General features: G+C 63.0%; 26 protein-coding genes and 1 riboswitch. Of the genes, 3 read left to right on the forward strand and 23 right to left on the reverse strand.

The window, feature by feature from the left end:
• Positions 1–22 precede the first annotated feature (22 nt).
• The 9 genes from ASF13_RS11805 to nac form a co-directional block, all read right to left on the reverse strand.
• Entirely contained in the window at positions 23–760 is a 738-nt protein-coding gene (locus ASF13_RS11805; protein ID WP_056236466.1) for an amino acid ABC transporter ATP-binding protein, read from the reverse strand.
• Positions 761–763: 3 nt separating this feature from the next.
• Complete coding sequence (locus tag ASF13_RS11810) at positions 764–1,522, reverse strand: amino acid ABC transporter permease (protein WP_056236467.1); 759 nt, start codon at positions 1,520–1,522, stop codon at positions 764–766.
• Positions 1,523–1,527: 5 nt separating this feature from the next.
• Positions 1,528–2,229 (reverse strand): amino acid ABC transporter permease, encoded by a 702-nt coding sequence (locus ASF13_RS11815; protein ID WP_056236469.1) that lies wholly within the window; start codon positions 2,227–2,229, stop codon positions 1,528–1,530.
• Positions 2,230–2,255: 26 nt separating this feature from the next.
• The gene (locus tag ASF13_RS11820; RefSeq protein WP_056236471.1) at positions 2,256–3,008 is read right to left on the reverse strand and encodes an SDR family oxidoreductase; all 753 of its coding nucleotides are present in this window, start codon (positions 3,006–3,008) and stop codon (positions 2,256–2,258) included.
• 129 nt (positions 3,009–3,137) lie between these two features.
• Complete coding sequence (locus ASF13_RS11825) at positions 3,138–3,911, reverse strand: LamB/YcsF family protein (protein WP_056236474.1); 774 nt, start codon at positions 3,909–3,911, stop codon at positions 3,138–3,140.
• Complete coding sequence (locus ASF13_RS11830) at positions 3,898–4,344, reverse strand: hypothetical protein (RefSeq protein WP_056236476.1); 447 nt, start codon at positions 4,342–4,344, stop codon at positions 3,898–3,900. The genes ASF13_RS11825 and ASF13_RS11830 overlap by 14 nt, the downstream gene beginning before the upstream one ends.
• Positions 4,345–4,353: 9 nt before the next feature.
• Positions 4,354–5,328: a biotin-dependent carboxyltransferase family protein gene (locus tag ASF13_RS11835; protein WP_056236478.1), complete on the reverse strand. Its 975-nt coding sequence runs from the start codon at positions 5,326–5,328 to the stop codon at positions 4,354–4,356.
• On the reverse strand, positions 5,325–5,996 hold the full coding sequence (gene pxpB / locus ASF13_RS11840; protein WP_056236480.1) for a 5-oxoprolinase subunit PxpB: 672 nt from the start codon (positions 5,994–5,996) through the stop codon (positions 5,325–5,327). The genes ASF13_RS11835 and pxpB overlap by 4 nt, the downstream gene beginning before the upstream one ends.
• An 850-nt stretch (positions 5,997–6,846) precedes the next feature.
• On the reverse strand, positions 6,847–7,770 hold the full coding sequence (gene nac, locus ASF13_RS11845; RefSeq protein ID WP_056236482.1) for a nitrogen assimilation transcriptional regulator NAC: 924 nt from the start codon (positions 7,768–7,770) through the stop codon (positions 6,847–6,849).
• Positions 7,771–8,097: 327 nt separating this feature from the next.
• Between nac and ASF13_RS11850 the strand changes: the two genes are divergently transcribed.
• Both ASF13_RS11850 and ASF13_RS11855 read left to right on the forward strand, forming a co-directional pair.
• On the forward strand, positions 8,098–9,312 hold the full coding sequence (locus ASF13_RS11850; RefSeq protein ID WP_056236484.1) for an aspartate transaminase: 1,215 nt from the start codon (positions 8,098–8,100) through the stop codon (positions 9,310–9,312).
• A 10-nt stretch (positions 9,313–9,322) separates the two neighbouring features.
• A complete protein-coding gene (locus ASF13_RS11855; protein WP_056236486.1) occupies positions 9,323–10,015 on the forward strand; it encodes an RraA family protein in 693 nt (230 codons plus the stop codon).
• 237 nt (positions 10,016–10,252) lie between these two features.
• Here ASF13_RS11855 and ASF13_RS11860 read toward each other — a convergent pair whose 3' ends face one another.
• The 14 genes from ASF13_RS11860 to ASF13_RS25345 all read right to left on the reverse strand — a co-directional run bounded on the left by ASF13_RS11860 (position 10,253) and on the right by ASF13_RS25345 (position 22,109).
• Positions 10,253–11,191 carry a 2-hydroxyacid dehydrogenase gene (locus tag ASF13_RS11860; protein ID WP_233208959.1) on the reverse strand — a complete coding sequence of 313 codons (939 nt, stop codon included), beginning with the start codon at positions 11,189–11,191 and terminating at the stop codon, positions 10,253–10,255.
• A 277-nt stretch (positions 11,192–11,468) separates the two neighbouring features.
• Positions 11,469–12,107: a TenA family protein gene (locus ASF13_RS11865; protein ID WP_056236489.1), complete on the reverse strand. Its 639-nt coding sequence runs from the start codon at positions 12,105–12,107 to the stop codon at positions 11,469–11,471.
• A 35-nt stretch (positions 12,108–12,142) separates the two neighbouring features.
• Positions 12,143–12,257, reverse strand: a riboswitch (TPP riboswitch).
• 181 nt (positions 12,258–12,438) lie between these two features.
• Entirely contained in the window at positions 12,439–12,984 is a 546-nt protein-coding gene (phnN, locus tag ASF13_RS11870; RefSeq protein ID WP_056236491.1) for a ribose 1,5-bisphosphokinase, read from the reverse strand.
• On the reverse strand, positions 12,984–14,120 hold the full coding sequence (gene phnM / locus ASF13_RS11875; protein ID WP_056236493.1) for an alpha-D-ribose 1-methylphosphonate 5-triphosphate diphosphatase: 1,137 nt from the start codon (positions 14,118–14,120) through the stop codon (positions 12,984–12,986). Before phnM ends, phnN begins: the two co-directional genes overlap by 1 nt.
• Positions 14,117–14,821 (reverse strand): phosphonate C-P lyase system protein PhnL, encoded by a 705-nt coding sequence (gene phnL, locus ASF13_RS11880; protein WP_056236495.1) that lies wholly within the window; start codon positions 14,819–14,821, stop codon positions 14,117–14,119. The genes phnM and phnL overlap by 4 nt, the downstream gene beginning before the upstream one ends.
• A gap of 118 nt (positions 14,822–14,939) precedes the next feature.
• The gene (gene phnK / locus ASF13_RS11885; RefSeq protein WP_056236497.1) at positions 14,940–15,701 is read right to left on the reverse strand and encodes a phosphonate C-P lyase system protein PhnK; all 762 of its coding nucleotides are present in this window, start codon (positions 15,699–15,701) and stop codon (positions 14,940–14,942) included.
• Positions 15,698–16,588 (reverse strand): alpha-D-ribose 1-methylphosphonate 5-phosphate C-P-lyase PhnJ, encoded by an 891-nt coding sequence (locus tag ASF13_RS11890; protein ID WP_056236499.1) that lies wholly within the window; start codon positions 16,586–16,588, stop codon positions 15,698–15,700. The genes phnK and ASF13_RS11890 overlap by 4 nt, the downstream gene beginning before the upstream one ends.
• Positions 16,581–17,657 carry a carbon-phosphorus lyase complex subunit PhnI gene (locus ASF13_RS11895; RefSeq protein ID WP_056236501.1) on the reverse strand — a complete coding sequence of 359 codons (1,077 nt, stop codon included), beginning with the start codon at positions 17,655–17,657 and terminating at the stop codon, positions 16,581–16,583. Before ASF13_RS11895 ends, ASF13_RS11890 begins: the two co-directional genes overlap by 8 nt.
• On the reverse strand, positions 17,657–18,232 hold the full coding sequence (phnH, locus tag ASF13_RS11900) for a phosphonate C-P lyase system protein PhnH (RefSeq protein WP_056236503.1): 576 nt from the start codon (positions 18,230–18,232) through the stop codon (positions 17,657–17,659). The genes ASF13_RS11895 and phnH overlap by 1 nt, the downstream gene beginning before the upstream one ends.
• Positions 18,233–18,673 (reverse strand): phosphonate C-P lyase system protein PhnG, encoded by a 441-nt coding sequence (phnG, locus tag ASF13_RS11905; protein ID WP_056236506.1) that lies wholly within the window; start codon positions 18,671–18,673, stop codon positions 18,233–18,235.
• A complete protein-coding gene (phnF, locus tag ASF13_RS11910) occupies positions 18,674–19,390 on the reverse strand; it encodes a phosphonate metabolism transcriptional regulator PhnF (RefSeq protein ID WP_056237153.1) in 717 nt (238 codons plus the stop codon).
• A gap of 175 nt (positions 19,391–19,565) precedes the next feature.
• Complete coding sequence (locus ASF13_RS11915) at positions 19,566–19,886, reverse strand: hypothetical protein (RefSeq protein ID WP_056236507.1); 321 nt, start codon at positions 19,884–19,886, stop codon at positions 19,566–19,568.
• Positions 19,887–20,066: 180 nt separating this feature from the next.
• Positions 20,067–21,302 carry a peptidase T gene (gene pepT, locus ASF13_RS11920; RefSeq protein ID WP_056236509.1) on the reverse strand — a complete coding sequence of 412 codons (1,236 nt, stop codon included), beginning with the start codon at positions 21,300–21,302 and terminating at the stop codon, positions 20,067–20,069.
• 90 nt (positions 21,303–21,392) lie between these two features.
• Entirely contained in the window at positions 21,393–22,109 is a 717-nt protein-coding gene (locus ASF13_RS25345; protein WP_056236511.1) for a helix-turn-helix domain-containing protein, read from the reverse strand.
• 105 nt (positions 22,110–22,214) lie between these two features.
• On the opposite strand from ASF13_RS25345, the gene ASF13_RS11930 reads away from it, so the two are divergent.
• Positions 22,215–23,405, forward strand: coding sequence for a benzoate/H(+) symporter BenE family transporter (locus tag ASF13_RS11930; RefSeq protein WP_056236513.1), 1,191 nt, complete (start codon positions 22,215–22,217; stop codon positions 23,403–23,405).
• Positions 23,406–23,448: the final 43 nt, after the last annotated feature.

The following is a 23,448-nucleotide window of genomic DNA, read 5'->3' on the forward strand; positions in this document are numbered from 1 at the left end:
TTTTCAGGCTCCGGTTATTATTTTAATGCTGACGCAGGTCAGTGAGGAAACGCTGCGCACGCGGGTGCTGCGGCTGGGTGAAGAAGCTCTGCGGCTGGGCTTTCTCCAGTATTTTGCCTTCATCCATAAACCAGATGGTGTCGGCGACTTCACGGGCAAAATTCATCTCATGGGTGACGCACATCATGGTCATACCTTCGTTCGCCAGGCTGCGCATCACGCTCAGCACTTCGCCGACCATCTCCGGGTCAAGCGCCGAGGTCGGCTCGTCGAACAGCATCACCGGCGGTTTCATCGCCAGCGCGCGGGCAATCGCCACGCGCTGCTGCTGGCCGCCGGAGAGCTGCGCCGGCCAGGCGTTAGCCTTGTGCGCCAGCCCGACGCGATCCAGCAGCGCCAGCGCCTGCTGCTTCGCCTCGGCTTTGCGCACGCCCAGCACTTTGACTGGCGAGATCATGATGTTGTCCAGCACCGACAGGTGCGGGAACAGATTAAAGCTCTGAAACACAAAACCGATGCGCGATCGCAACTGGTTCTGCTGGGTGCTACTGCCGTGAATGTCCTGGCCGTCAAAGACGATCTGCCCTTCCTGGATCGGCTCCAGCCGGTTAACGGTGCGGATCAGCGTCGATTTGCCGGAACCGGACGGCCCGCACACCACCACCACCTCGCCGCTGTTCACTTCCGCATTGAGATCGGCAAGCGCGTGATAGGCACCGTACCATTTGTTCACCTGGTTAAAGCGAATAATCGGATTCATGCGTTACTCCTCGATAGCGGATTTGGTTGCCAGTGAGACACTGCGCTGCGGCACGGCGGCCTGCTCATCCCGGTTGCGCCTGGCATTGATGCGACGTTCCAGCCAGCCGGCGAACCAGGTCAGGCTGAAGCAGATGATGTAGTAACTGATGGCGACAATGGCGAACACCTGAAACGGCTTGGTCAGCAGCTGGTTGTTGACCTGGTTGGCGGCATAGGTCAGCTCCGGCACGTTGATCACGTAGCCGAGGGTACTGTCCTTGATGATGGAGACCAGCTGGCTGACCAGGCTTGGCAGCATATTGAACAGCGCCTGCGGCAGGATCACCTGCCGGAAGGTGCGGGTGTAGCTCATGCCCAGCGCACGGGAGGCTTCGTACTGCCCTTTCGGCAGCGCCTGAATACCGGCACGCACGATTTCGGCAATATAGGCGCTCTCATACACCACCAGCGTGCAGAGCATGGTGCCGAAGCCGCTCAGCGTGTGCCCCAGCACCAGCGGCACGCAGAAGTAGGTCCAGAACACCACCATCAGCAGCGGCACGCCGCGCAGCACGTAAACCCAGGCGGTGGCCGGCCAGCGCAGAATACGGAACGGCGAGATACGGGCCATACCGAGCAGCACGCCCACCGGCAGCGCCAGCACAATCGCCGACAGCGACACCAGCAGCGTACAGAGCACTCCGCCCAGCGGGCCGTTGGGGTACTGCCCCATCAGGAACAGCATGCCGTTCTGCTGTAAAATCGTCAGCATTTCACTCATTCAGCCTACCTCGCAGTGACACGGTGGAAACGCTGCGCCAGCAGCGCGCCTGCGGCCATCAGCAGCAGGGAGAAGACCAGGTAACAGAACGTCGAGACCAGATACGCTTCGAAGGTGCGGAAGGTGTAGTTCTCGATTTCCCGGGTCACGTAGGTCAGGTCGGCAACGCCTATCACCATCGCCAGGCTGGTATTTTTAAACAGCAGCACGGTGTGGTTAATCAGCGCCGGCAGCGCGTTGCGCACCCCCTGCGGCAGAATAATCAGCCGCATTGACTGCACGTAGCTCATGCCCAGCGCGCGTGCCGCCTCGCTCTGCCCGTCCGGCGTGGCGCGCAGGCCGCTGCGGATATCCTCCGAGAAGTAGGCCGACTGGCACATGCCCAGCGCCACCAGCGAGAACAGGAACTCGGCGTTGAACTCGTTCAGCCACATCTGCACCGACTCCGGCAGCAGCGTGGGGATGGCGAAATACCACATCATCAGCTGGATCAGGGTCGGCACGTTGCGGTGGTAAGAGACCCAGGCCGCCACCAGCCACTCCAGCGGCCGCACTCTGGTCAGGCGGATCACCACCAGCACCATCGCCAGCACCATCGCCAGCAGCCAGGCACCCACCGCCAGCTGCAGCGTCAGCCACATGCCGTCAAGGATCATATGCCCGTACTGGCCGTGCAGAATGACGCTAAAATCGAGTGAACCGTTCATCAGCAAGGCCCTCAGTCAGTTACGCGTTAGCGCGGTGCATCACCGGGACGCATGGTGGACAGCCCGCCCGGCACCTGCAGCGTCGGGGTGATCTCGATATTGCCAATGTTCACCGCCACCGGTGCCGCGATGGCGAAGGCCACGGTGTCGGCAATGTCTTTGGCCGTCGGCAGCTCGAAGCCGTCGATAAACTGCTTACGCGCGCCCTCTTTATCGCCGCTGACGTTGCCGAAGATGTCGGTGGCAACGCGTCCCGGACACACTTCGGTGATGCGCACGCGCTTGCCGTAGCAGTCGACGCGCAGCTGGCGCGACAGCGCATGTACACCGGCTTTGGTGGCGTGGTAGATCGAGTTGCCACCGAAGTTGTAGATCGCGGCAATCGAGGTGATGTTGATGACGTGGCCGCGATCGCGATCGACCATCCCCGGCACCAGCAGGCGGCACAGGTGCAGCACCGCACGCAGGTTAACGTCGACCTGGGTCTCAATATGCTGCGCCTCAGACTGCAGGATAGAGCCCGGGTGCGAGACGCCGGCGTTGTTGACCAGAATGTCGATCTCCAGGTTCTGGCACAGTTCAGTCAACGCCGCCACGTCAGAGACGTCGATGGCGTGCGGAATACAGCCGGTACGCGCGGCCAGCTGCTCCAGTTCGTTGTGGCGACGCGCCACGGCATGAACGACGATCCCTTCCTGGCACAAACGCTCAACGATCGCTTCACCCATTCCGGCTGAAGCACCGGTAACCAGCGCGGTTTTATAATCTGCAAACGGCATAGACTTCTCCTGATGTTCTTTTTGCTCTGTTTTGACTCTATCCGCTCATCGCGGTGAGGGGTAAGAGGGAAAGGCTTTAGGGCAATAAGGCTGCCTTATAGCGGCTATAGTAATAAGCTATGCCACTGTTTATTCATAGGAATGTTTCGATATCGGGATGATTTCCCCGCCCGCATTCGCAATATCCTGGCGCAGTTGTGCGATCAGTTGCAGCGCACCCGGGGTATCGCCATGCAGTAAAACCGACGAGATGTCCATCGCCAGCAGCGTGCCGTCAATGGCGTTGATGCTGCCGGTCTGCAACAGCGTCAGCACGCGCTGGCTGACCAGCAACGGATCGTGGATCACCGCCCCTGGCTGGCCGCGCGGTACCAGCAGCCCGTTTGCCTGATAGGCGCGGTCCGCCAGGAAGGTACAGGCCACCCGCAGCCCCAGCTCGCGGGCGCAGCGTTCAACGGCGTTACCGGCGGTGGTGCTGATAATGATGTCAGGATCGAACGCCTGCACCGCCGCCAGCAGCGGTCGCGCCAGCGCATCGTCCTCGGCGGCCATATTGCCCAGTGCGCCGTGAAAGCTCATATGGCTGAGCGGGTAGTCCTCTACGCGGGCAAAGGCGGCCAGCGCTCCCAGCTGATAAGTGACGTAATGCGCCAGGGTGGCGGTATCAATCTGCATGCGGCGGCGGCCAAAACCGGCCAGGTCGGGGAAGCCAACGTGCGCCCCGAGATCGACGCCGTGGCGTCTGGCCAGCGCCACGCTGGCCGCCATGATCGCCGCATCCCCGGCGTGAAACCCGCAGGCGACGTTGGCAGAGCTGATCAGTGCCATCAGTCCGGCGTCATCGCCCATGCGCCAGTCACCAAAGCCTTCGCCGAGATCGGCGTTAAGATCAATGGCTCTCATTTGCTGTCTCCTCTGTGATGACCTGTGCCACCGGCTGGCCGTACTCCACCCGCTGTCCATGACTGACCGTATAACCCGCCAGCCTGCCGCCGGTTTGAGCCCGTAACGGCAGACAGATCGGCCCGACCTGTAGCAGCGCCAGCAGATCGCCCGCCGCCACCGTCCCCTGCTCCTCCGCCAGCGCCTTGCCGGTGAGCGGGTCCTGCAGCCAGATATGGCCGGGCATCGATGCCGTAAGCGCCAGCGGTTCTGGCGGTGCTGGCGGTGCCTGTGGTTCCGGCGCGGCCACGCCGGCGGCGGCAGGTAATGCTGATGCACCGCCCGGTTCACAGGTCAGCCGCACGGCATAATCTGCACCTTTGATCTCGATGCTCTCCAGCCCGCTGCGGCGCAGCCGGCGGGCAATCGCCTGAATTTCACGAAATGCTAACATCCTGCCTCCTCAGGCCTGCTGTGGGCACAGCCGGTAGTCTTCAATACGCTGGCACAGGGCATCAAGCCACTGCTGACGCTCGCGCCCGGCGCCCTCCGCCTGCTGCCAGTTCACTTCCACAAACTGCACGCTGCTGCCCACCGGCACCTGGCCGAGCAGCCACATATCGGCGTCGATCACCGTACCCAGTTTGGGGTAGCCGCCGCTGGGCTGGGCATCGCGCATCTGAATAATCGGCTGACCGCTGTGGGTCACCTGGATAACCCCGGGGATGATGCCGTGAGAACGCATCTCCAGCGGGGTTTTCGCCACCAGGCCCTCGCCTTCCAGCCGGTAGCCATAGCGGTTGCTCTGCGGCGTGACGCGCCACTGCTGCTGCCAGAATCGCGCTACTGAGGCATCGGTAAAGGCGCGGTATTCGGCGGCGGGCAGCACCCGCACCTGCGGAATACCGGTCGGGTTATCGCTCAGCGCCAGCCGTGGCGGTGCGATACCGAAGTCGGTAGCACCCTGCCAGTCCGTCAGGCACGGGCTGAGGCAGTCACCCTGCTGCAGGCCACGGCCATGAAAACCACCAAACTCGCCGCGCAGCTGGGTACTGCGCGAGCCAAGTACAGTCGGCACGTCCACGCCGCCCGGCAGGTGCAGGTAGCTGCGTGCGGAGAAGCGCGAGGCGTGCAGGGTCAGCACGTCACCGGCGCGCGCCTGCGCCACCCACCAGGCCGGGATGCGCCGCTCTCCCAGCGTGGCGCTGCTGTCGCCACCGCTGAGGGCAAAGGCGCAGTCGCGGGTGAAGCGCAGACGGAACGGGAACAGCGGCACTTCGATGGCCGCGTCGTCCGGCTGATTGCCGAGCAGCGCGTTGCCAAGGCGCAGCGCCAGCGGATCCATCGCACCGGCGGTGCCGACGCCGAAGTGCAGCGCGCCAAAGCGGCCGGTGTCCTGCACGCTGGTCAGCGCGGTGGTACGTTCGATAACGATCATGCCAGCACCCGGCTTACCCGAAAGCGAATGCTGTCGCCGGGTTGCAGCCGCACCGGGGGTTCGGCGTGGGCATCAAAGAAGACGAAATCAGTGCGGCCGATGGTGTTCCAGCCGCTGGGGCCTGGCGAAGCCGAGACGCCGGTTTGCACGCCGCCTATTGATACCGATCCACCGGGAATGCTCTGCACCGGCGTGCTGCGGCGCGGGGTGGCGATCGCCGGGTCCATATTGCCGAGGTAGCAGTAGCCGGGATGGCTGCCGAGGGCGTAAACCGGATAAAGCGGTTCGCTGTGGCGCTGGACGATCTCCTGAATGGTCATGCCGGTGTGTTCGGCCACATCGCAGATATGCGGGCCGGGCTCACCGCCGTAGGTGACGTCCAGTTCGATGACGCGGCCGGAGAAGGTTTTGCTCTCGCCGCGTTGCCACTGGCGTTGCAGCCGTTGAAACAGGCTGGCACCTTCCTGCAGCTGCGGGCCGAACACCAGCATCAGATTATTCATGCCCGGCACAACGCCTCGGATGGCGTTAAGCTCCTGCGCATAGTCCGCCAGCGCCCAGATGCGCTGCTGGTTTTCCAGGCTGAGTTCACCGGGGGCTTCGAACAGCACCGCGTGGGTGCCAAGCCAGCTGATTTGCGGGGTCTGTAACTGACGTGCTGGATCCATTCCATTTCCTCAACGTGGTATCCGCTAACGGAAAAACCGTGATGGGAACACTGTATCTTGTGGCTTTTGCCCGGGTGTAAGAGGGTTTCGCTTTAGGGTGATAAGAGAGCCTTATTACTGTTGGCTGTGGTGTTGCTGTCTTAGGGCGTGGCTTTCTGCTCTGGTGGTGGGTTCGGCCGCGGGCGAAAAGAACGCCGGGACGCTGCAAGTACGTCCCTGTAAGCTCGGGCGGCGCTCCCTGCGCCGCACGCCCGGCTAACCTTTTCGCCCGCTGCAAGTACGTCGAAAAGAACGCCGGGACGCTGCAAGTACGTCCCTGTAAGCTCGGGCGGCGCTCCCTGCGCCGCACGCCCGGCTAACCTTTTCGCCCGCGTCCTCCCTGCCAGCTATTGCGTTGCTGCTAAAGACATCGCTTTTCGTCAGGATCGCTGGCAGCTAAACAGGAGTGGCTGTTTGGTTTGGTTTGGTTTGGTTTTAAAACAGCGACGCAGAAAATAGCAGGCAATCGGGGTTTATCCGGATAAGCGGACCTTCGGGCACAGGGAGGTGCCCGGCAGAGCCCAGGGACGTTACTGGCGTGTCCGCGTTCCGGATAGACAGGCAATCGGGGTTTATCCGGATAAGCGGACCTTCGGGCACAGGGAGGTGCCCGGCAGAGCCCAGGGACGTTACTGGCGTGTCCGCGTTCCGGATAAACCCCGATTAGCCGGGCACCGGAACCTGAAGCGACCAGCGGTCCCAAAGCTACTCTCCGATTAGGCGTGCACCCGAACCTGAAGCGACAAAAGGCAGCGACTCAGGGTACGCCTGAGTGCTGCCTGAGTGCTGCTTTGTTGCTGGTGGAGGATGCTTAGCTGACCAGGGTCAGCGGTCGGTTGTCCTGGGTGCGTTCGGCCATCAGCGACAGCAGGATTTTCTTCACCGCTTCGGCCGGCTGCGACAGCGGCAGATGATCGGAGGTACAGAAGGAGAGCGGTGCCTGAATCGGTTCGACGATCTTGCTCATGCGCAGCAGTGGTGCCTGCTTCAGCATCTGACGGGCGATCGACTCCGGCAGAATGGTGGAACCCAGATTACTGGCCAGCGCCTGGGCCAGCGTGGTGGCCGACTCGATTTCGCACGTCACTTTGTAAGCAAGATTCTTCTGCACAAAAGCTTCATCGACCAGCTTACGCATAATGTTGTAGATGCGCGGCAGGAACAGATCAAGATGGGCGATCTGTTCGAGGGTAACGGTTTTACCGAAGCGGGCCTCGGACGGCGGCGTCACCAGCCACAAATCTTCTTTCATCAGCGGGATAAAGGCCAGCCCATGGACCTGCCGGTTGCCGTAAAGCACCGCCATATCCATGCGCCCGCTCATAATCAGCTCGCTGAGGGTGGTACCGAAGCTCTCATTAAAGTAGAGCAGGATGCCAGGGTGCTGGCGACGCACCTCTTCCATCAGCGGCAGCGCCAGCAGCGAAGCGGCGGTGCCGGGGGCCAGGCCAACGGAAACCTGCCCGCTCAATGCCTGACCCGCACCGTCGATCGCACTTTGCGCCTGTTCACACTGACGCAGGATCGCCTGAGCATGGGCGTAGAGGATATTGCCGGCTTCGGTGGGGGTGACGCCGCGCTTGGTGCGGATCAACAGCTGCTGACCTACCTCCCCCTCCAGTGAAGCCAGCTGCTGGCTGAGGGCCGGCTGGGCGATGTGCAGAATATCAGCCGCCTGAGTCAAACTGCCCACATCGACAATTTTGATAAAATACTTAAGCCGCCTGAGATTCATCGTTACACCCCTGTTTCACGTTCAATATGTTACGGAAAAGTGAACGGGAGTGTAGCAAGAGTCAGGCCAGGCTGATTGTTACCCACCCCACAAAGTGCGATGTTAAAAAAGTTAATATGCAAAACAGTGAGATAGATCGTGTTATATCAGGATGGCCCTATAAATCAGCCAGTTGCTCCCTGGCTTCGCCTGCACTATTGCAGGTCAGTTTGCTTATGACGGTGCCCCATCCATAAGCTTTTGCTCTTGAATCAGAACGATTCCCTGTTACCCGCCGGCCGCCTGAATTCGTAACGTGGTGCTATCCCGGAACAGACTGGAGTCATCATGAGTGCTATCCGTATTGCCAGCCGCGTCACGCGCATCAAACCATCGCCGAGCAGCACCGCGTCCGATCGCGCCAACGCGCTGAAGCGCGAAGGCAAATCGATTATCAATCTGGTGGTCGGCGAGCCGGATTTTGACACGCCACCGGCGATCTGCCAGGCGGCCTGCGAGGCGATTAACCGCGGCGAAACGCGCTACACGCAGAATAACGGCACCCCGGCGCTGCGGGCGGCGATTGCCGCCAAATTCGCGCGCGAGAACCGCCTGACCGTCGCCGCCGACGATATTATCGTCACCAACGGCGCTAAAAGCGCCATTTTCAACGCCTTTGCCGCCACGCTGGAAACCGGCGACGAAGTGCTGATCCCGGCCCCTTACTGGGTCTCCTACCCGGATATGGTACTGGCCTGCGACGGCCGCCCGCTGATTATCACCTGCCAGGAAGCGGCAAACTTTAAGCTGACGCCGGAACAACTGCGCGCGTCAATCACCAGCCGCTGCCGCTGGCTGCTGCTTAATTCGCCGTCTAACCCGACCGGGGCGACCTACAGCCGCGCCGAACTCCGTGCGCTGGCCGACGTGCTGCTCGACTATCCGCACCTGGCAATTATGACCGACGATATCTACGAGCATATCCGCTACGACGGCTCAGAGAACGTGCATCTGCTCGAGGTGGAGCCACGCCTGGCGGATCGCACGCTGGTGGTCAACGGCGTGTCGAAAACCTATGCCATGACCGGCTGGCGCATCGGCTATGCCGCCGGACCAAAGGCGCTGATCGCCGCGATGGGCACGCTGCAGTCGCAGTCCACCAGCAACGCCAGCTCGGTAAGCCAGGCGGCCGCGCTGGCGGCGCTGAACAGCGGCACGGAATTTATCAGCCACAGCCGCGAAATTTACCGCCAGCGCCGCGACGCGATGGCCGCCGCCCTGAACGCCATTCCCGGCCTGCACTGCCAGCTGCCGGACGGCGCTTTCTACCTCTACGTTAACTGCGCCGGGCTGCTGGGCAAAACCACCGCCGGCGGCCAGGTGCTGAAAAGCGACACGGAGGTAGTGCTGTGGCTGCTGGAGAGCGCCGGCGTGGCGGTGGTGGCCGGTTCTGCCTACGGCCTGTCGCCCTACTTCCGCCTGTCGATTGCCACCGATCTCGCCACACTCCAGGCCGGCGCGGCACAGATCGCCGCCGCCGTCGCCACCCTGAATTCATATTAAGGAATCCGTTATGAGCGTAGGAAACCGAATTTTCTTACAGCGCGACCTCAGCGCTGCCGCGTATGTTGAGGCCTTCCGCCAGCTGCCGGCTGCGGTGGTGGCCGACTGTATGAGCCGCCTGCCCGCCCTGTCGCAGAAGATTAACCTGATGAGCGCGCCGCGTAACCCGGTGATGTGCGGGCTGGCGTTTACCGTTAAAGCCCGCTCCGGCGACAATCTGATGCTGCATAAAGCGATGGACCTGGCCGGGCCGGGTGACGTGATCGTGGTGAACAACGAAGGCGATACCAGCCAGGCGCTGATGGGCGAAGTGATGACCACCTTTGCCCGCCAGCGCGGGATTGAGGGGCTGGTGCTGGACGGCGCGATCCGCGATATCGAAGGGATCGGTAAAATGGATTATCACCTGTATGCCGCCGCCGTGACGCCGGGCGGCCCGTTTAAGGATGGTCCGGGGGAGATCAACGTGCCGATCGCCTGCGGCAATATCCACGTATCGCCGGGCGACATTATCCTTGGCGACCATGACGGGGTGATCGTGATCCCGCACGGTGACGCGGCGCGGATTCTGGAGGCGGCACAGGCCTATCTGATCGTCGACGAACGCAACTTCGAGCTGGCCAAAACCGGCGAGCTGGAGCGCAGCTGGATCGATGTGGCGCTGCAGGCGAAAGGCGTTGAGGTGATTGACGGGCGCTACTAAGGCGCCGCGCGTTCGCTAGCGATTGCCACTGAGACCACCAGTGCTACTGCTATAACATCATCAGATAAGTGCGGCGTGGCCGCACTTTTTACGTTTGCCCTGTTAACCTTCTTCATCAACCCTCCTTCAAGCCGCACACTTCATCAACCAGGAAGTCTTCAGGTTGAGTAAAGCCAACGAAACAGGGCCCACCAGGGCCCTGTAAAGGTTAACGTTTGGTCACGATGACGCTGATTCTCAGCCCACCGGCGTCAGCGCTTCACCGCGCGCGAACCAGGCCGCCAGATTACCGGCAACGTTATCGGCCATCGCCTGGCGGGTCTCGCCGGTGGCGCTGGCGATATGCGGGGTCAGTACGGTATTTTCCAGCGCGGCAAAACGCGGATCGATGGCCGGTTCATTGTCGTAGACGTCCAGCCCCGCGCCGAGAATGGTGCGATTCTGCAGGGCGTCGATCAGGTCATCTTCATTGACCACCGCGCCGCGCGCCACGTTAATCAGAATGCCCTTTTCGCCCAGCGCGCTGAGGATTTCGCTGTCCACCACCTTATAGTTGCGCGCGTCGCCAGGCACCGCCAGCACCAGCACGTCGCTGAACTGCGCCAGCTGATGCAGATCGCCGAAGCGCTGCCAGCCCGGCTGGTCGCTCTGACGGCTGTTAACGTAGCCCACCTGCATATCGAAGGCGGCACAGCGGCGGGCAATGGCCGCACCAATCCTGCCAAGGCCGAGGATACCCACGCGCTTACCGCTCAATTTGCTGGCCAGCACCGGCGGGCGCTGCGGCCACTCGCCGGCGCGCAGGAAGGCGTCCTGCGCCACGATCTGCCGTGAGACGCTGAGCATCAGCGCCAGCGCCAGGTCGGCCACGTCATCGGTAAGAATGTCTGAGGTGACGGTCACGGTGATATTGCGATCGCGGGCGGCGGCCAGGTCGATAGCATCGGTACCGACGCCAAACACCGAGATAATCTCCAGCGCCGGAAGCGCGGCCATCACCTCCGGGGCCAGGCCGACGTCGCCACGGGTGGCCACGGCACGAATGCTCTGCCCGTGCTGCCGTAGCCAGGCGGCTGCATCCGGCTGTTCATACAGGCGGTGGCACAGGTAGTCGCGGTGCAGCGCTTCGCTCAGCACCGGCATCAGCGGTTGAATAATCAGCAGTTCTTGTTTCATTACGCACACCATCCATTGAGAGTCAGAGTAAGGAGTCGTTATTAAACTAGCGAACTTTTTAGTGTTACACCTGCAATGTTACGCTTATTGCTATACAGGTTACGCTTATGGTTGATCTTACTTAACGCGGCAACCGGGGTTACGATCCACGGCAGCTCCCGGCTCCGATGCCTGCTTATCGGCGTTTATGCGGGACACCTGAGCGAAAAGCCACGCCCTGAAGCAACAACGCAACAGCCGGAAGGGGGAGCGGTGGCGTGGCAGCCATATTCAATGCTTAGTCGTAGGCCGCATCGAAGAAGGCTTTTTCCAGGGTGACGGCGCGCAGGAAGAAATCTTCGCAGCGATCGCGTTCGGCGGGGCCGACCCGGTCCAGCTCTTCGCGCAGGAAGTCGACGAAGGCGTTGAAGTCGGGATTGTCGTGCAGCGTGACCCATTCGGCGTAGAGGAAGTTTTCCGGCAGCGGGCGCGGGGCGCGGGTGGCCCAGTCGCGGTAGAGCCATTCGGCGACGTTGAGCACGGAGAGGATCGCGGCGTAGGAGCGGGTAGCGGCGGCTTCCAGCATGATGGCTTTAAAACCGGCGGTGGGGGCGCTGTCCGGCAAGCTGGTACGCTGCTGTTCGCTGATGCCTAACGCGTCGAATCCTCGCAGGAAGTAAGTGTTTTCGTCGGAAGAGACCATACCGGCGAAGCGGCCAAAGCGCAGTCGTGCAAGGGTGCTGTCGGCGCTGGCGATGGCGGAGCCGATCAGGGTGAGGAAGCTGTCCAGAAAGCGGTAATCCTGGATCAGATAGGTGGCCATGACCGTATCGGCTACTTCGCCCTGGTAGAGTTCGCGGACAAAGCGGTGCTGTACCGCCTGCGACCAGGTGGGCTGGCTCAGTTCACGGAGTTGTTCGGTAAAACGTTGGGTCATCAGGTAGTCCTTGGGTAACGGACTACCGGCGAGAGTTAGCCAGGCTGCGCCATCCCTTCGCCGGCATTATCCGGATCAGGTAATAAGGGTCATCGCGCTGCGTACGCCTGCGATCTCTCAGCCAGCTGCCTGGCTCCCCCTGGGAGCTGAGATCTATATCTTAAAATCCCGGCTTTGTCACTTAACCTATGTTCCCTGAAATCTTCTGCTGTGCCCGCAGCGGGCGGTGGCCGGATGCGTTCTTAAGCACGAATTGACCGTAGAATAGCGTCTGACCCAGGCGGAAATTTCCGCTGAGAACCAGGACAACGTCTCTGTGGGCGGTGCAGCGTCAGCGGATCGCCGCGTTTTTATGCAAAATCTGCGAGAAGGCTTCCAAAGTCTGCCGCAGGTCGCCGTCGTTGTTCAGGGTGATGCAGGAGGCCGGAACCGGCTCCAGCGCCCGTGCCAGACGCCGCTCTATCGCACCCGCATCCTCCCGCCCGCGCTGCAACAGTCGCTGCGCCAGCACCGCCGGGGAGACCTGCAGGCACACCGGCAGCAGCAGCTCGCCGTAGCGCTGCTGCACCACCGGCAGGTGGCGGCGCGAGCCGTTGACCACCACGTTCAGCCCGTTAGCCAGCCACAGGTCTGTTTCGCAACCCAGCCCGTAAAAGCACTGGTGCGCCTGCCACTCGATGGCAAACAGCCCCAGCTCGCTGCGGCGTAAAAACTCCTGCTCGCTGAGCGCCACGTGGTTCTCGCCGCCCGCCCCGGCGCTGCGGGTGATATAGCGGTGGGCAATCAGCAGCTGCGGCGGCGGGCATTCGCCCAGCGCCTGCAGCAGGCTGTCCTTGCCGGCACCGGACGGCCCAATCAGCCAGATCAGCCGCGCCATCAGAACACCATCCTGCCCTGCGCCCAGACGCTTCTGACGTACGGCTGCTGCTGATGCTCGTGCACCAGCACCAGATCGGCACGCAGCCCTTCGGCGATCGTCCCGCGATCGTGCAGGTTAATGGCACGTGCCGGATTACGGGTCACCAGCGCGATGGCGGCAGGCAGGTCGAAGGCGTTGCGTTCGTCGTGCGCCAGCCGGAACGCCGCATCCAGCAGGCTGGCGGGATAGTAATCGGATGACAGGATATCCAGCTGACCCGCCGCGGCCAGGTCAGCGGCCGCTACGTTGCCGGAGTGTGAGCCGCCGCGCACGATATTCGGTGCCCCCATCAGCACCTGCAGCCCCAGTTCCCGTGAGGCGCGTGCGGCTTCGGCGGTGGTCGGGAATTCGGCGATGGTGCTGCCGATCGCCTGCGACTCCTGCACGTGAGCATGGGTGGCATCATCGTGGCTGGCCAGCGGGATCCGGTACTGGCGGCACCAGGCGGCGATCGCCTCGCGGTTCGGTGCGGACCAGCGGGCGGCCAGCCGCAGCTGGTCGGCCTGGTAGGCGTCCAGCTGCGCGTCACTCATCTGATACTTGCCGCCAAAGTAGGTGCGCCACGCCGCCAGCGACACGTACTGGCGCTGGCCCGGCGAGTGATCCATCAGCGACACCAGCGACAGTTCGGGAATGCACATCAGCTGTTCAAACAGCGGCAGCGTCGAATCATTTGGCAGCTCGCAGCGCAGGTGCAGACGGTGTTCGGCACGGTTCAGCCCGTGCTTCTGGCTGTGACGGATCGCCTTAATCATCTTCTGCAGATTATCCATGCGGTGGCCGCCGTCGCGCACGTCGCCGACGCCGATCGCGTCCAGCACCGTGGTGATGCCGCTGGCAATAATCAGCGCATCGTGGCTGCTCATCGCCGAGTGGGCCGGCCAGTCCACCTTTGGTCGTGGCGCAAAGAACCTGTCGAGGTTATCGGTATGCAGTTCGATCATGCCCGGCATCAGCCAGCCGCCTTCGCCGTCGATCGCCTCCGGCAGCTGGCTGGGCGTGTCGGCGTAAGCGGTGATGACGCCGTTCTCGCAGGCCAGCGATCCGGCCACCACTTCCTTTTCCAGAATCAGTTTAACGTTGTTGATAATCACAGGGCGTGCTCCACGGCAACAGGTTGCATCACATGCAGACGGTCCGCGACGCGTTCGCGCACCGCGTGGTCATGAAAAATACCGACGATGGCCGCGCCGCGCTGGCGCGCCTGCTCAATCAGCGCCACCACCGCGGCGCTGTTGGTGGCGTCCAGCGAGGCGGTCGGCTCGTCGAGCAGCAGAATCGGCGACTCGGCGATAAAGCCGCGGGCGATATTGACCCGCTGCTGTTCACCGCCGGAGAAGGTTGAGGGCGCCAGCGACCATAACCGCTCGGGCACGTTAAGGTGGCCAAGCAGCGCTTTCGCACGCGCTTCACTCTCGGCGCGCGCCACGCCGCGCTCCAGCAGCGGCTGCATCACCACTTCCAGCGTGGTGATACGCGGGATCACCCGCAGAAACTGGCTGACCCAGCCCAGCGTGTCACGGCGGATGCTGAGGATTTGTCGCGCCGGGGCACTGACCAGATCGACCCATTCGCCGTGATGATCAAGCCAGATATGGCCGCTGTCCGGCAGATAGTTAGCGTACAGCGATCGCAGCAGCGTGGACTTGCCGCTGCCGGAGTGGCCGTGCAGCACCACGCACTCCCCCGCCGCCACCTGCAGCGTGGCGTTTTCCAGCACCGGCAGGCGTGCGCCCTGCTGGTTGTGCATCACAAACGTTTTCGACAGATTTTCAACGCGTAGTTTTAAGCTCATGAGGGTTATCACCGTCAGATAATAGTAGTCAACGTTTCACTGCCCCACTCAGCGCCTGACGGGCGGTAACCCGCCTGGTGCCGCCGCCCGCACCGGGGACTGATGACCGCATAACGCGTCAGCTCAGCAACGATGAAACCAGCAGCTGGGTATAGGGATGATGCGGGTCATCCAGCACCCGGTCGGTCAGCCCGCTCTCCACCACCGCGCCCTGCTTCATCACCAGCAGCCGGTGGGCCAGCAGCCGCGCCACGCCGAGATCGTGGGTGACGATCACCACCGCCAGGTTGAGATCGCGCACCAGCGTGCGCAGCAGATCCAGCAGCCGCGCCTGCACCGAAACGTCCAGACCGCCGGTGGGTTCATCCATAAACACCAGCTTCGGCCGGGTGACCAGGTTACGGGCAATCTGCAGGCGCTGCTGCATGCCGCCGGAGAAGGTGCCCGGCAGGTCGTCAATGCGCGCCAGCGGGATCTCCACGTCCTGCAGCCACTGGCCGGCGGTGGCGCGGATCTGGCCGTAGTGGCGTTCCCCCACCGCCATCAGCCGTTCGCCGATATTGCCGCCGGCGGAGACCTGCGCGCGCAGCCCGTCCATCGGGTACTGGTGTACCACGCCCCATTCGGTGCGCAGCAGGCGGCGGCGATCGCTTTCGCTGCGGGCGTAGAGGTCTTCGCCCTGATAGATAATCGAGCCCTGCTGCGGCGTCAGCCGGGCGGAGATCGCCTTCAGCAGCGTGGTTTTGCCGGAGCCGGACTCGCCGACGATGCCCAGCACCTCACCCGGATACAGTTCAAATGAGACGTCGCTGAAGCCTTTGCCCGGCGCGTAGAGGTGGGTCAGCTGGTTAACCGCCAGCAGCGGTGACTCTGCGATCATGTGGACGGCTCCTGTGGATCTTGCTGCTCTTCCGGGGACGGGCGCTGGCCCTGCAGCTGCTGCTGTTCGCCGCAGTAGTCGGTGTCGGAGCAGACAAACAGGCGGTTGCCTGCGTCGTCCAGCACCACTTCATCCAGATAGCTGTCGCGTGAGCCGCACAGCGCACAGGGCTGCTCCCAGCGCTGCACGCTGAACGGGTGATCGTCAAAGTCGAGGCTCTCGACCCGGGTATAGGGCGGCAGCGCGTAGATGCGCTTCTCGCGCCCGGCGCCAAACAGCTGCAGCGCCGGCATCATATTCATCTTCGGGTTATCAAATTTCGGGATCGGCGACGGGTCCATCACGTAGCGATCGTTAACCTTCACCGGGTAGGCGTAGGTGGTGGCGATATGGCCGTAGCGGGCGATATCCTCATACAGTTTGACCTGCATGATGCCGTACTCTTCCAGCGCGTGCATGGTGCGGGTTTCGGTTTCACGCGGCTCAATAAAGCGCAGCGGCTCCGGGATCGGCACCTGATAAATCAGGATCTGATCCTCCGCCAGCGGCGTTTCCGGAATGCGGTGACGGGTCTGGATCAGCGTGGCGTCGACGGTGCGTTCGGTGGTGGCCGCACCGCTGACCCGCTGGAAGAAGCGGCGGATCGACACCGCGTTGGTGGTGTCGTCCGCGCCCTGGTCAATCACCTTCAGCACGTCGTGCTCGCCGATCACGCTGGCGGTCAGCTGGATGCCGCCGGTGCCCCAGCCGTACGGCATCGGCATTTCGCGGCCGCCGAACGGCACCTGGTAGCCGGGGATCGCCACCGCCTTGAGGATCGCCCGCCGGAGGGTGCGTTTGCTCTGTTCGTCGAGGTAGCCGGGGTTATAGCCGTTCAGTTCACTCACGGTGCTGCTCCTCGTATTCGGCGCGCAGGCGCTTCAGCAGCACCAGCTCGGCCTGGAAATCAACGTAGTGGGGTAGCTTCAGGTGCGAAACAAAGCCGGAGGCTTCGACGTTATCCGCATGGGCGAGCACAAACTCCTCATCCTGCGCCGGGCTGGTGACCCGCTCACCGTGCTCAGCGGTTTGCAGCGCGCGATCGACCAGCGCCATCGCCATCGCTTTGCGCTCGGCGCGGCCAAACACCAGTCCGTAGCCGCGGGTAAAGTGCGGCGCACGCTCTTCCGGGGCGGTGAAACCGTTGACCATTTCGCATTCGGTCAGCAGCAGCTCGCCGATATCCAGCGGGAAGCCCAGTTCCTCCGGTACGATCTCGACGGTGACGTAGCCGGTGCGGATCTCGCCGGCAAACGGATGGGTGCGGCCATAGCCGCGCTGGCCGGAGTAGCCCAGCGCCAGCAGAAAGCCTTCGTCGCCGCGCACCAGCTGCTGCAGGCGTGCCGCGCGCGGCTGCGGGTAGGACGGCGGCTCACGGGTGATATCCGGCGGCTCGCTGCCGTCATCCTCTTCGCGCAGCGCCAGCCCTTCGCGGGTCATCAGGTCGAACATATGCGGGCAGCGCGGCTCCAGCGGCTGGTCCGCACGCGGCGCGGCGGGCGCTTTACCCTCCGCCAGCAGGGTGAAATCCAGCAGCCGGTGGGTGTAGTCGTAGGTCGGGCCGAGCAGCTGCCCGCCGGGCAGATCCTTGTACACCGCCGAGATACGGCGCTCGACGCGCATCTGCGCGGTGTCCAGCGGCACGCTGTCCGCCAGTCTGGGCAGCGTGGTGCGGTAGGCGCGCAGCAGGAAGATCGCTTCCACCAGGTCGCCGCTGGCCTGTTTGATCGCCAGCGCCGCCAGCTCGCGGTCGTGAATGCCGCCTTCGGTCATTACCCGATCCACCGCCAGCCCCAGCTGCTGCTCAATCTGTTCACACTGCAACTCCGGCTGCTGCGGATCGCCGCGGCGCAGGCTCTCCTGCAGCTGATGGGCGGCGGCGATCGCCTTCTCGCCCCCTTTTACCGCGACGTACATCAGCACACCTCCACGTCGGTGGTGCGCGGCAGCGCCATCATATTTTCCCCGCAGGTAAAGATCAGGTCGATCCCCTGCGGGAAGCGATGCGAACGGTCGCGCAGATAGCGCAGCACGTTCTCCGGCAGCTTCGGCGCAATGGCGCGGGTTTCCATCAGCCCCGGACCGCGCAGGCGCAGGGTCAGGCCACCGCTCAGCGACGGGACTTCAATAATCAGCGTGCTGCTCTTCTCCGGCGAGAGGTTGTCCCCGGCAGAAAAACCGGCGATATCGGCCTCAGATTCCGCGTGCAGCAGCGCAAACGGTGCCCGGGTGCAGTCCGTCACCGGCGCGCCGGTGTGGAAGCGCAGATTGTTGCGCAGGGCGTCGTTATCCAGCCGGGCGTCGATCCACAGCGGCGTTTCACCGTCGACGAGGGTCATCATCACCGCCGTGGCGGCGGTGGAGGTCTGCCCCCACGCCGGCAGTACCGGCAGCGAGACCATCACCCCCGGCTCGCTCATGGCTTTGAGAATACGACGGAAGGCGCGTTGCGCGTCGGCAACCGGATGGCTGAAGCTGGCAAGTAAGGTCATTTAGTTATCTCCCCGGACCAGGGTAAAGAAGTCGACGCGGCTGCTGGCCACCTCGCGCGAGCGCAGCGTCAGCTGCTCCTGACGCAGGGCCGCCAGCGGCGCAATGATCTGCTGCTGCAGGGCCTTGAACTGTTCCCCCTGCAGCAGCGCATCCAGCAGCGCGCAGCGTTCGGCGTGCTGATGGTCACGGCCCAGCACGTAGCTGTAGCCGCATAAGCCGTTGTTCAGCCTGACCACCGCGCGGGTGACGGTGGTGTCACCGAGGATAAAACGTTTACCGGTGCCGCCCATCCGCGCCTGCAGGCGGGTCAGGCCGGTTTCAGGTGCGCGCAGCAGCTGGTACTCCGGCTGCAGCTGTGCGGGCCAGTGCGCCAGCAGCTGTTGCGGCGTGCTGTGGGCCAGCACCGACAGCCAGTGCTGGCGGATTCTCTGTGCTTCCATTTAGTGCTCCAGCGTCAGTTCAATCATATCGGCGCGGGTCAGGCTGACGGAGTATTCCGCCATCCTGCCGCCGTCGGTTTCGGTGTTCAGGGTGCGCACGCAGAGCAGCGGCGCGTGCAGCGCCACCTCCAGCAGCTGGCTCTCTTTCGCCTGCGCGCGGCGCGCGGTGATCCGCGTCTGCCTGCGGCTGAGGCCGGAGGTCAGATGCTGCTGCATAAAGTCATGCAGCGATCCGCTGGTAAACGTTTGCAGCTGCGGCCACCAGCTCAGCTCCGGCAGCCAGTGATTGATCACGCACACCGGCACGCCGTTGACCCGGCGCAGGGTGCGCAGATGGATCACCGTGTCACCTTCCTGACAGCCCAGCGCCGTCGCCACGTCGCTGTTGCACGGGCGCAGCACCGCCAGCAGGCGTTCGCTGGTCGGATGGCTGCCCTGCTCCAGCAGGTTCTGACTGAAACGTGCCTGAGCATGCAGCGGGTAGTTGTACGGGCGCATCAGCACCAGAATCCCCACCCCCTGGCGGCGCTGCACCAGCCCCTTCTCCACCAGCTGATCCACCGCCCGACGCAGCGTATGGCGGTTAACCGCATACTGCGCCGCCAGCTGTTTCTCCGGCGGCAGATAGTCGCCACAGCGGTAGCGATGCAGCTCCTGCTCCAGCTGGCTGGCAATCGCCTGGTATAAAGTGGTCGGATGTCTGGACATGTTCAGCATAAAAAAAATCTCCACAACGTCATTTCCGTTGCAGCACAGAGAAAACGATCCGTAGCTGCGGATGCGCCCTACTTTGCCCGCGCTGTGTGACAGGCCGGTTAACGGCAGATGACGTTTGTGAAACGGGAACGGCTGGGAGACGCCACCCGTTGGACGGGCGGCGTGGAGGAGGGAATTACTTTGTCGCGCTCAGGCGATCGGCTTCACTGACCACCGCTTTACCGCTGCTGCGCTGGAACAGGCACAGCTCACGTCCGCGCTGGTTGTTCATGTGCTTCTGCGGGTAGCGCCCTTCCAGCAACAGCGCGCTGTAACCCACGCTGTCGTCATACTCAATGGCCTTACCCACCACTTTTACCTTACTGAGCTGGCTGGCCTTAAGACAAGCCCCCTGCATATCCTTGTTGCTCTGCTGCCAGGCGGCTTCACTTGATGCCTGCACCAGCGGGCTGGCCAGCAGCATGACAGACAGCAACGACATAACGGTTTTGTTCATTTTCGATCCTTTACCGACAGACGCGTCGGCACTGCTTATCACAGCGCCAGGCGCGATCGCTGAATGAGGAAATAACACAGCTAATGGTAACGCACGGCCGGATAATGCGCTACGCACCGCCGCCGGGCGCGGCTGACACGCCAGAGTCGACGCTCTGGCGGGCGTTTAACGGTGAGGCGCTCAGCGCGGCCTGGCCTGCTCTGACGCCAGCGCGGCGATCCGGGTAATCACCTGCACCGCCTTCTCCATATAGTCCAGCGAGGCGAACTCGTGCTTGCCGTGGTAGTTGTAGCCGCCGGTAAAGATGTTCGGGCACGGCAGCCCCATAAAGGAGAGCTGTGCGCCGTCGGTGCCGCCGCGAATTGGCTTCACGTCAGGCGTGATGCCGCAGTCGCGGATCGCCTGCAGCGCCAGTTCGATGCTCTGCGGGCAGGCCTCCACCTTCTCGCGCATATTGAAGTAGGTATCTTCGATTTGCAGGCGGATGCTGGCCGATTCCGGCAGCGTCTGGTTCAGCCGGTCGGCGATCTGCTGCAGGGTGTGCTTGCGGGCGGCGAAGCTTTCGCGGTCAAAGTCGCGCACGATATAGTGCAGTTCGGCGTGTTCCACCGTGCCCTTGCTGCCGTGCAGATGGTAAAAGCCCTCGTAGCCTGCGGTTTTCTCCGGCACCTCTTCCGCCGGCACCGCCTGATGAAAGCGCATCGCCAGATCCAGCGCGTTGACCATCACCCCTTTGGCGCTGCCCGGATGGACGTTATTGCCGGTTATGCTTACCGTCACCGAGGCGGCGTTAAAGTTCTCATACTCAAATTCGCCAATGCCGCTGCCGTCCACGGTGTAGGCCCAGTCGGCGGCAAAGGCGGCGACGTCAAAGTGGCGCACTCCTTTGCCAATCTCTTCATCCGGCGTGAAAGCAACGCGGATCGGGCCGTGCGGCTTGCCTTCCGCGACCAGCCGCGCCAGCGCGGTCATAATCTCCGCCACCCCGGCTTTGTCGTCCGCACCCAGCAGGGTTTTGCCGTCGGTGGTGATCAAAGTATGCCCGTGCAGCTGGTGCAGCACCGGGAAGGTCACCGGCGAAAGGATCTCTTCGCCGTGCCCCAGCGCAATATCGCCGCCGCGATAGTTCTCAATAATCTGCGGATTGACGTTTTTGCCGGTCATATCCGGCGCGGTATCCACATGTGAGATAAAGCCGATGGTCGGCACCGGCCAGGCGACATTAGACGGCAGCGTGGCCATCACGATCCCGTGTTCGCTGCAGCTAATATCGCTCAGCCCCAGCGCCTTCAGTTCATCCTGCAGCTGGCGCAGCAGCGTCCACTGCCCTTCGCTGCTCGGCGTCTGCCGCGCGCCGGGTCTGGACTGGGTGTCGATAGCGACATAGCTTAAGAAGCGGTCTAGCAGATTGTTCATCAGTGATCCCTCTGGAGTGCCTGGTATGATTATGGTGCTGCGACTCAGACAAAATCCTGTCACAGATCAGTGAAGCGGGTAAAGACGCAATTAACGGCGCGGATAGTGGATCACATCATGAAACCTCACCGGCTGCGCTCCAGGATTGCGGTAAGCATGTGGCCGGTCGGCGCGAAAGCGAACGCCTTCGCCGCAGGCCAGCCGCTGCCATTCACCGTCGAGGCAGATCTCCAGCTCACCCTCCAGCACAATCACGTGCTCGATCATGCCAGCTTCGTGGGCGCTGGATTCACTCAGCGCCCCGGCGGCCAGCTCAATCACCAGCAGCTCAAAGCCGGTTTCGGGATCGAAGGGAAACAGCAGCGTGGCCTGCATACCGCGATCGGACTGCTGATAGGCGACCGGGGTCGGATGACTGCGCTGGGGGTGCTCAACGGGCGCGGCGGCTGAGGCGCGGTTTTGACGGGATGGGCGGGAAACCTGATCACCCTCGCCAGAATGCGGCGGACGAGGATCGGGATCACCCTCTGTCTGTTGAGCCGCAGCGGCCTGTTGCGCTGCGGATAGCGCCGTATTGGCGGGATCCGGCGGCGCAGCCTCTGCGCTGATAAACGCCGAGAAGGAGAGGTTAAAGCCGGTGGCAATCTTCCACAGCGTGGCGATGGTCGGGCTGGATTCGCCGCGCTCGATCTGGCCGAGCATCGCCTTGCTGACGCCGGTGGCGTCGGCGGCCTGGGTCAGGCTCCAGCCGCGCTGGCTGCGTTCACGCTTCAGGGTGTCGGCAAGATGGTGTTGCAGCGCCTGCATAAAACCTCCGGTAAATCCGGTAAAAAACGCAGTATAACCGCTTGTGCGCTATAACGCACGGTGCTAGCTTGTGCGCTATAACGCACGATTTATATGGAGTTAGCCATGCGACCGCCGCTGTCCCTCAGTCATCTCACCTTCCCTGCCGTGGTGGCCGGTTTTGTTGCCGTGCTGGTCGGTTATACCAGTTCGGCGGCGATTATCTTCCAGGCCGCAGCGGCGGCCGGAGCCACGCCGCTGCAGATCAACGGCTGGCTGAGTATGCTCGGGCTGGGGATGGGCATAACCTCGCTGGGGCTGTCGCTGTGGTACCGCACGCCGGTGCTGACCGCGTGGTCAACGCCCGGCGCGGCGCTGCTGGTCACCACCCTGCCCGGTACCTCGATCAACGACGCCATCGGCGTGTTTATTTTCGCCTCGGCGCTGATCGTTTTCTGCGGCGTGACCGGGCTGTTCGCCCGACTGATGAACTATATTCCGCTGGCCATCTCCAGCGCGATGCTGGCCGGCATCCTGCTGCGCTTCGGCATTGACGCCTTTGGCGCGCTGCAGGTCAATTTTTCCCTCAGCGGCAGCATGCTGCTGACGTATCTGCTGGCGCGCCGCCTGCTGCCGCGTTACGCCATCGTGCTGACGCTGCTGTGCGGGCTGGCGGTGGCCTGGGGCCAGGGCGCGATCCACTTCAGTGGTGGGCCGAGCGTGGTGGCCCCGCAGTTCGTGATGCCGCACTTTAACCCCGCCAGCCTGCTGAGCATCGGCATTCCGTTTTTTGTGGTCACCATGGCTTCGCAAAACGCGCCGGGCATCGCCACGCTGAAGGCCGCCGGTTATACGCTGCCGGTCTCCCCGCTGATCGCCTGGACCGGACTGACCGCGCTGCTGCTGGCGCCGTTCGGCGGCTTTACCATGTGTATTGCGGCGATTACCGCGGCGATCTGCATGGGGCCGGACGTCCACCCCGATCCGCAGCGCCGCTACTGGGCGGCGGCGATGGCCGGGCTGTTCTATATCCTGGCGGGTATTTTCGGCGGCGCGATCGGCGGCCTGCTTAACGCGCTACCGCTGCCGCTGATCCACACCATCGCCGGGCTGGCGCTGCTGGGCACCATTGCCGGCAGCCTGCAGCGCGCGCTGAGCGATGAGAAGCAGCGTGACGCGGCGGTGATTACCTTTCTGATTACCGCCTCCGGCGTCAGCCTGTTTGGCGTCGGGGCGGCGTTCTGGGGACTGGTTGGCGGCGTGGTGGCACATTTGATTTTTTCGCTGCCGACAGGCAAGCGTGACAGCAATCAGTAAGGCAACATACGTGATGAGATCTAACCGTTCTCCTGTCACATCA

Origin of the sequence: Erwinia sp. Leaf53 (assembly GCF_001422605.1) — a bacterium.
In the GTDB taxonomy this organism is placed as follows: domain Bacteria; phylum Pseudomonadota; class Gammaproteobacteria; order Enterobacterales; family Enterobacteriaceae; genus Erwinia.

Coding starts and splice junctions, on each gene's coding strand:
- phnG (WP_056236506.1), bottom strand. CDS start 18,673: ATGGAAGCACAGAGAATCCGCCAGCACTGGCTGTCGGTGCTGGCCCAC.
- ASF13_RS11930 (WP_056236513.1), top strand. CDS start 22,215: ATGCGACCGCCGCTGTCCCTCAGTCATCTCACCTTCCCTGCCGTGGTG.
- pepT (WP_056236509.1), bottom strand. CDS start 21,302: ATGAACAATCTGCTAGACCGCTTCTTAAGCTATGTCGCTATCGACACC.
- phnN (WP_056236491.1), bottom strand. CDS start 12,984: ATGGCGCGGCTGATCTGGCTGATTGGGCCGTCCGGTGCCGGCAAGGAC.
- ASF13_RS11860 (WP_233208959.1), bottom strand. CDS start 11,191: ATGAAACAAGAACTGCTGATTATTCAACCGCTGATGCCGGTGCTGAGC.
- ASF13_RS25345 (WP_056236511.1), bottom strand. CDS start 22,109: ATGCAGGCGCTGCAACACCATCTTGCCGACACCCTGAAGCGTGAACGC.
- ASF13_RS11865 (WP_056236489.1), bottom strand. CDS start 12,107: ATGACCCAACGTTTTACCGAACAACTCCGTGAACTGAGCCAGCCCACC.
- nac (WP_056236482.1), bottom strand. CDS start 7,770: ATGAATCTCAGGCGGCTTAAGTATTTTATCAAAATTGTCGATGTGGGC.
- ASF13_RS11810 (WP_056236467.1), bottom strand. CDS start 1,522: ATGAGTGAAATGCTGACGATTTTACAGCAGAACGGCATGCTGTTCCTG.
- ASF13_RS11835 (WP_056236478.1), bottom strand. CDS start 5,328: ATGATCGTTATCGAACGTACCACCGCGCTGACCAGCGTGCAGGACACC.
- ASF13_RS11805 (WP_056236466.1), bottom strand. CDS start 760: ATGAATCCGATTATTCGCTTTAACCAGGTGAACAAATGGTACGGTGCC.
- ASF13_RS11830 (WP_056236476.1), bottom strand. CDS start 4,344: ATGTTAGCATTTCGTGAAATTCAGGCGATTGCCCGCCGGCTGCGCCGC.
- ASF13_RS11855 (WP_056236486.1), top strand. CDS start 9,323: ATGAGCGTAGGAAACCGAATTTTCTTACAGCGCGACCTCAGCGCTGCC.
- ASF13_RS11825 (WP_056236474.1), bottom strand. CDS start 3,911: ATGAGAGCCATTGATCTTAACGCCGATCTCGGCGAAGGCTTTGGTGAC.
- phnH (WP_056236503.1), bottom strand. CDS start 18,232: ATGACCTTACTTGCCAGCTTCAGCCATCCGGTTGCCGACGCGCAACGC.
- ASF13_RS11820 (WP_056236471.1), bottom strand. CDS start 3,008: ATGCCGTTTGCAGATTATAAAACCGCGCTGGTTACCGGTGCTTCAGCC.
- phnK (WP_056236497.1), bottom strand. CDS start 15,701: ATGATCGCAGAGTCACCGCTGCTGGCGGTTAACCAGCTGACCCACCTC.
- ASF13_RS11915 (WP_056236507.1), bottom strand. CDS start 19,886: ATGAACAAAACCGTTATGTCGTTGCTGTCTGTCATGCTGCTGGCCAGC.
- phnL (WP_056236495.1), bottom strand. CDS start 14,821: ATGAGCTTAAAACTACGCGTTGAAAATCTGTCGAAAACGTTTGTGATG.
- ASF13_RS11895 (WP_056236501.1), bottom strand. CDS start 17,657: ATGTACGTCGCGGTAAAAGGGGGCGAGAAGGCGATCGCCGCCGCCCAT.
- phnF (WP_056237153.1), bottom strand. CDS start 19,390: ATGCTGAACATGTCCAGACATCCGACCACTTTATACCAGGCGATTGCC.
- ASF13_RS11850 (WP_056236484.1), top strand. CDS start 8,098: ATGAGTGCTATCCGTATTGCCAGCCGCGTCACGCGCATCAAACCATCG.
- pxpB (WP_056236480.1), bottom strand. CDS start 5,996: ATGGATCCAGCACGTCAGTTACAGACCCCGCAAATCAGCTGGCTTGGC.
- ASF13_RS11815 (WP_056236469.1), bottom strand. CDS start 2,229: ATGAACGGTTCACTCGATTTTAGCGTCATTCTGCACGGCCAGTACGGG.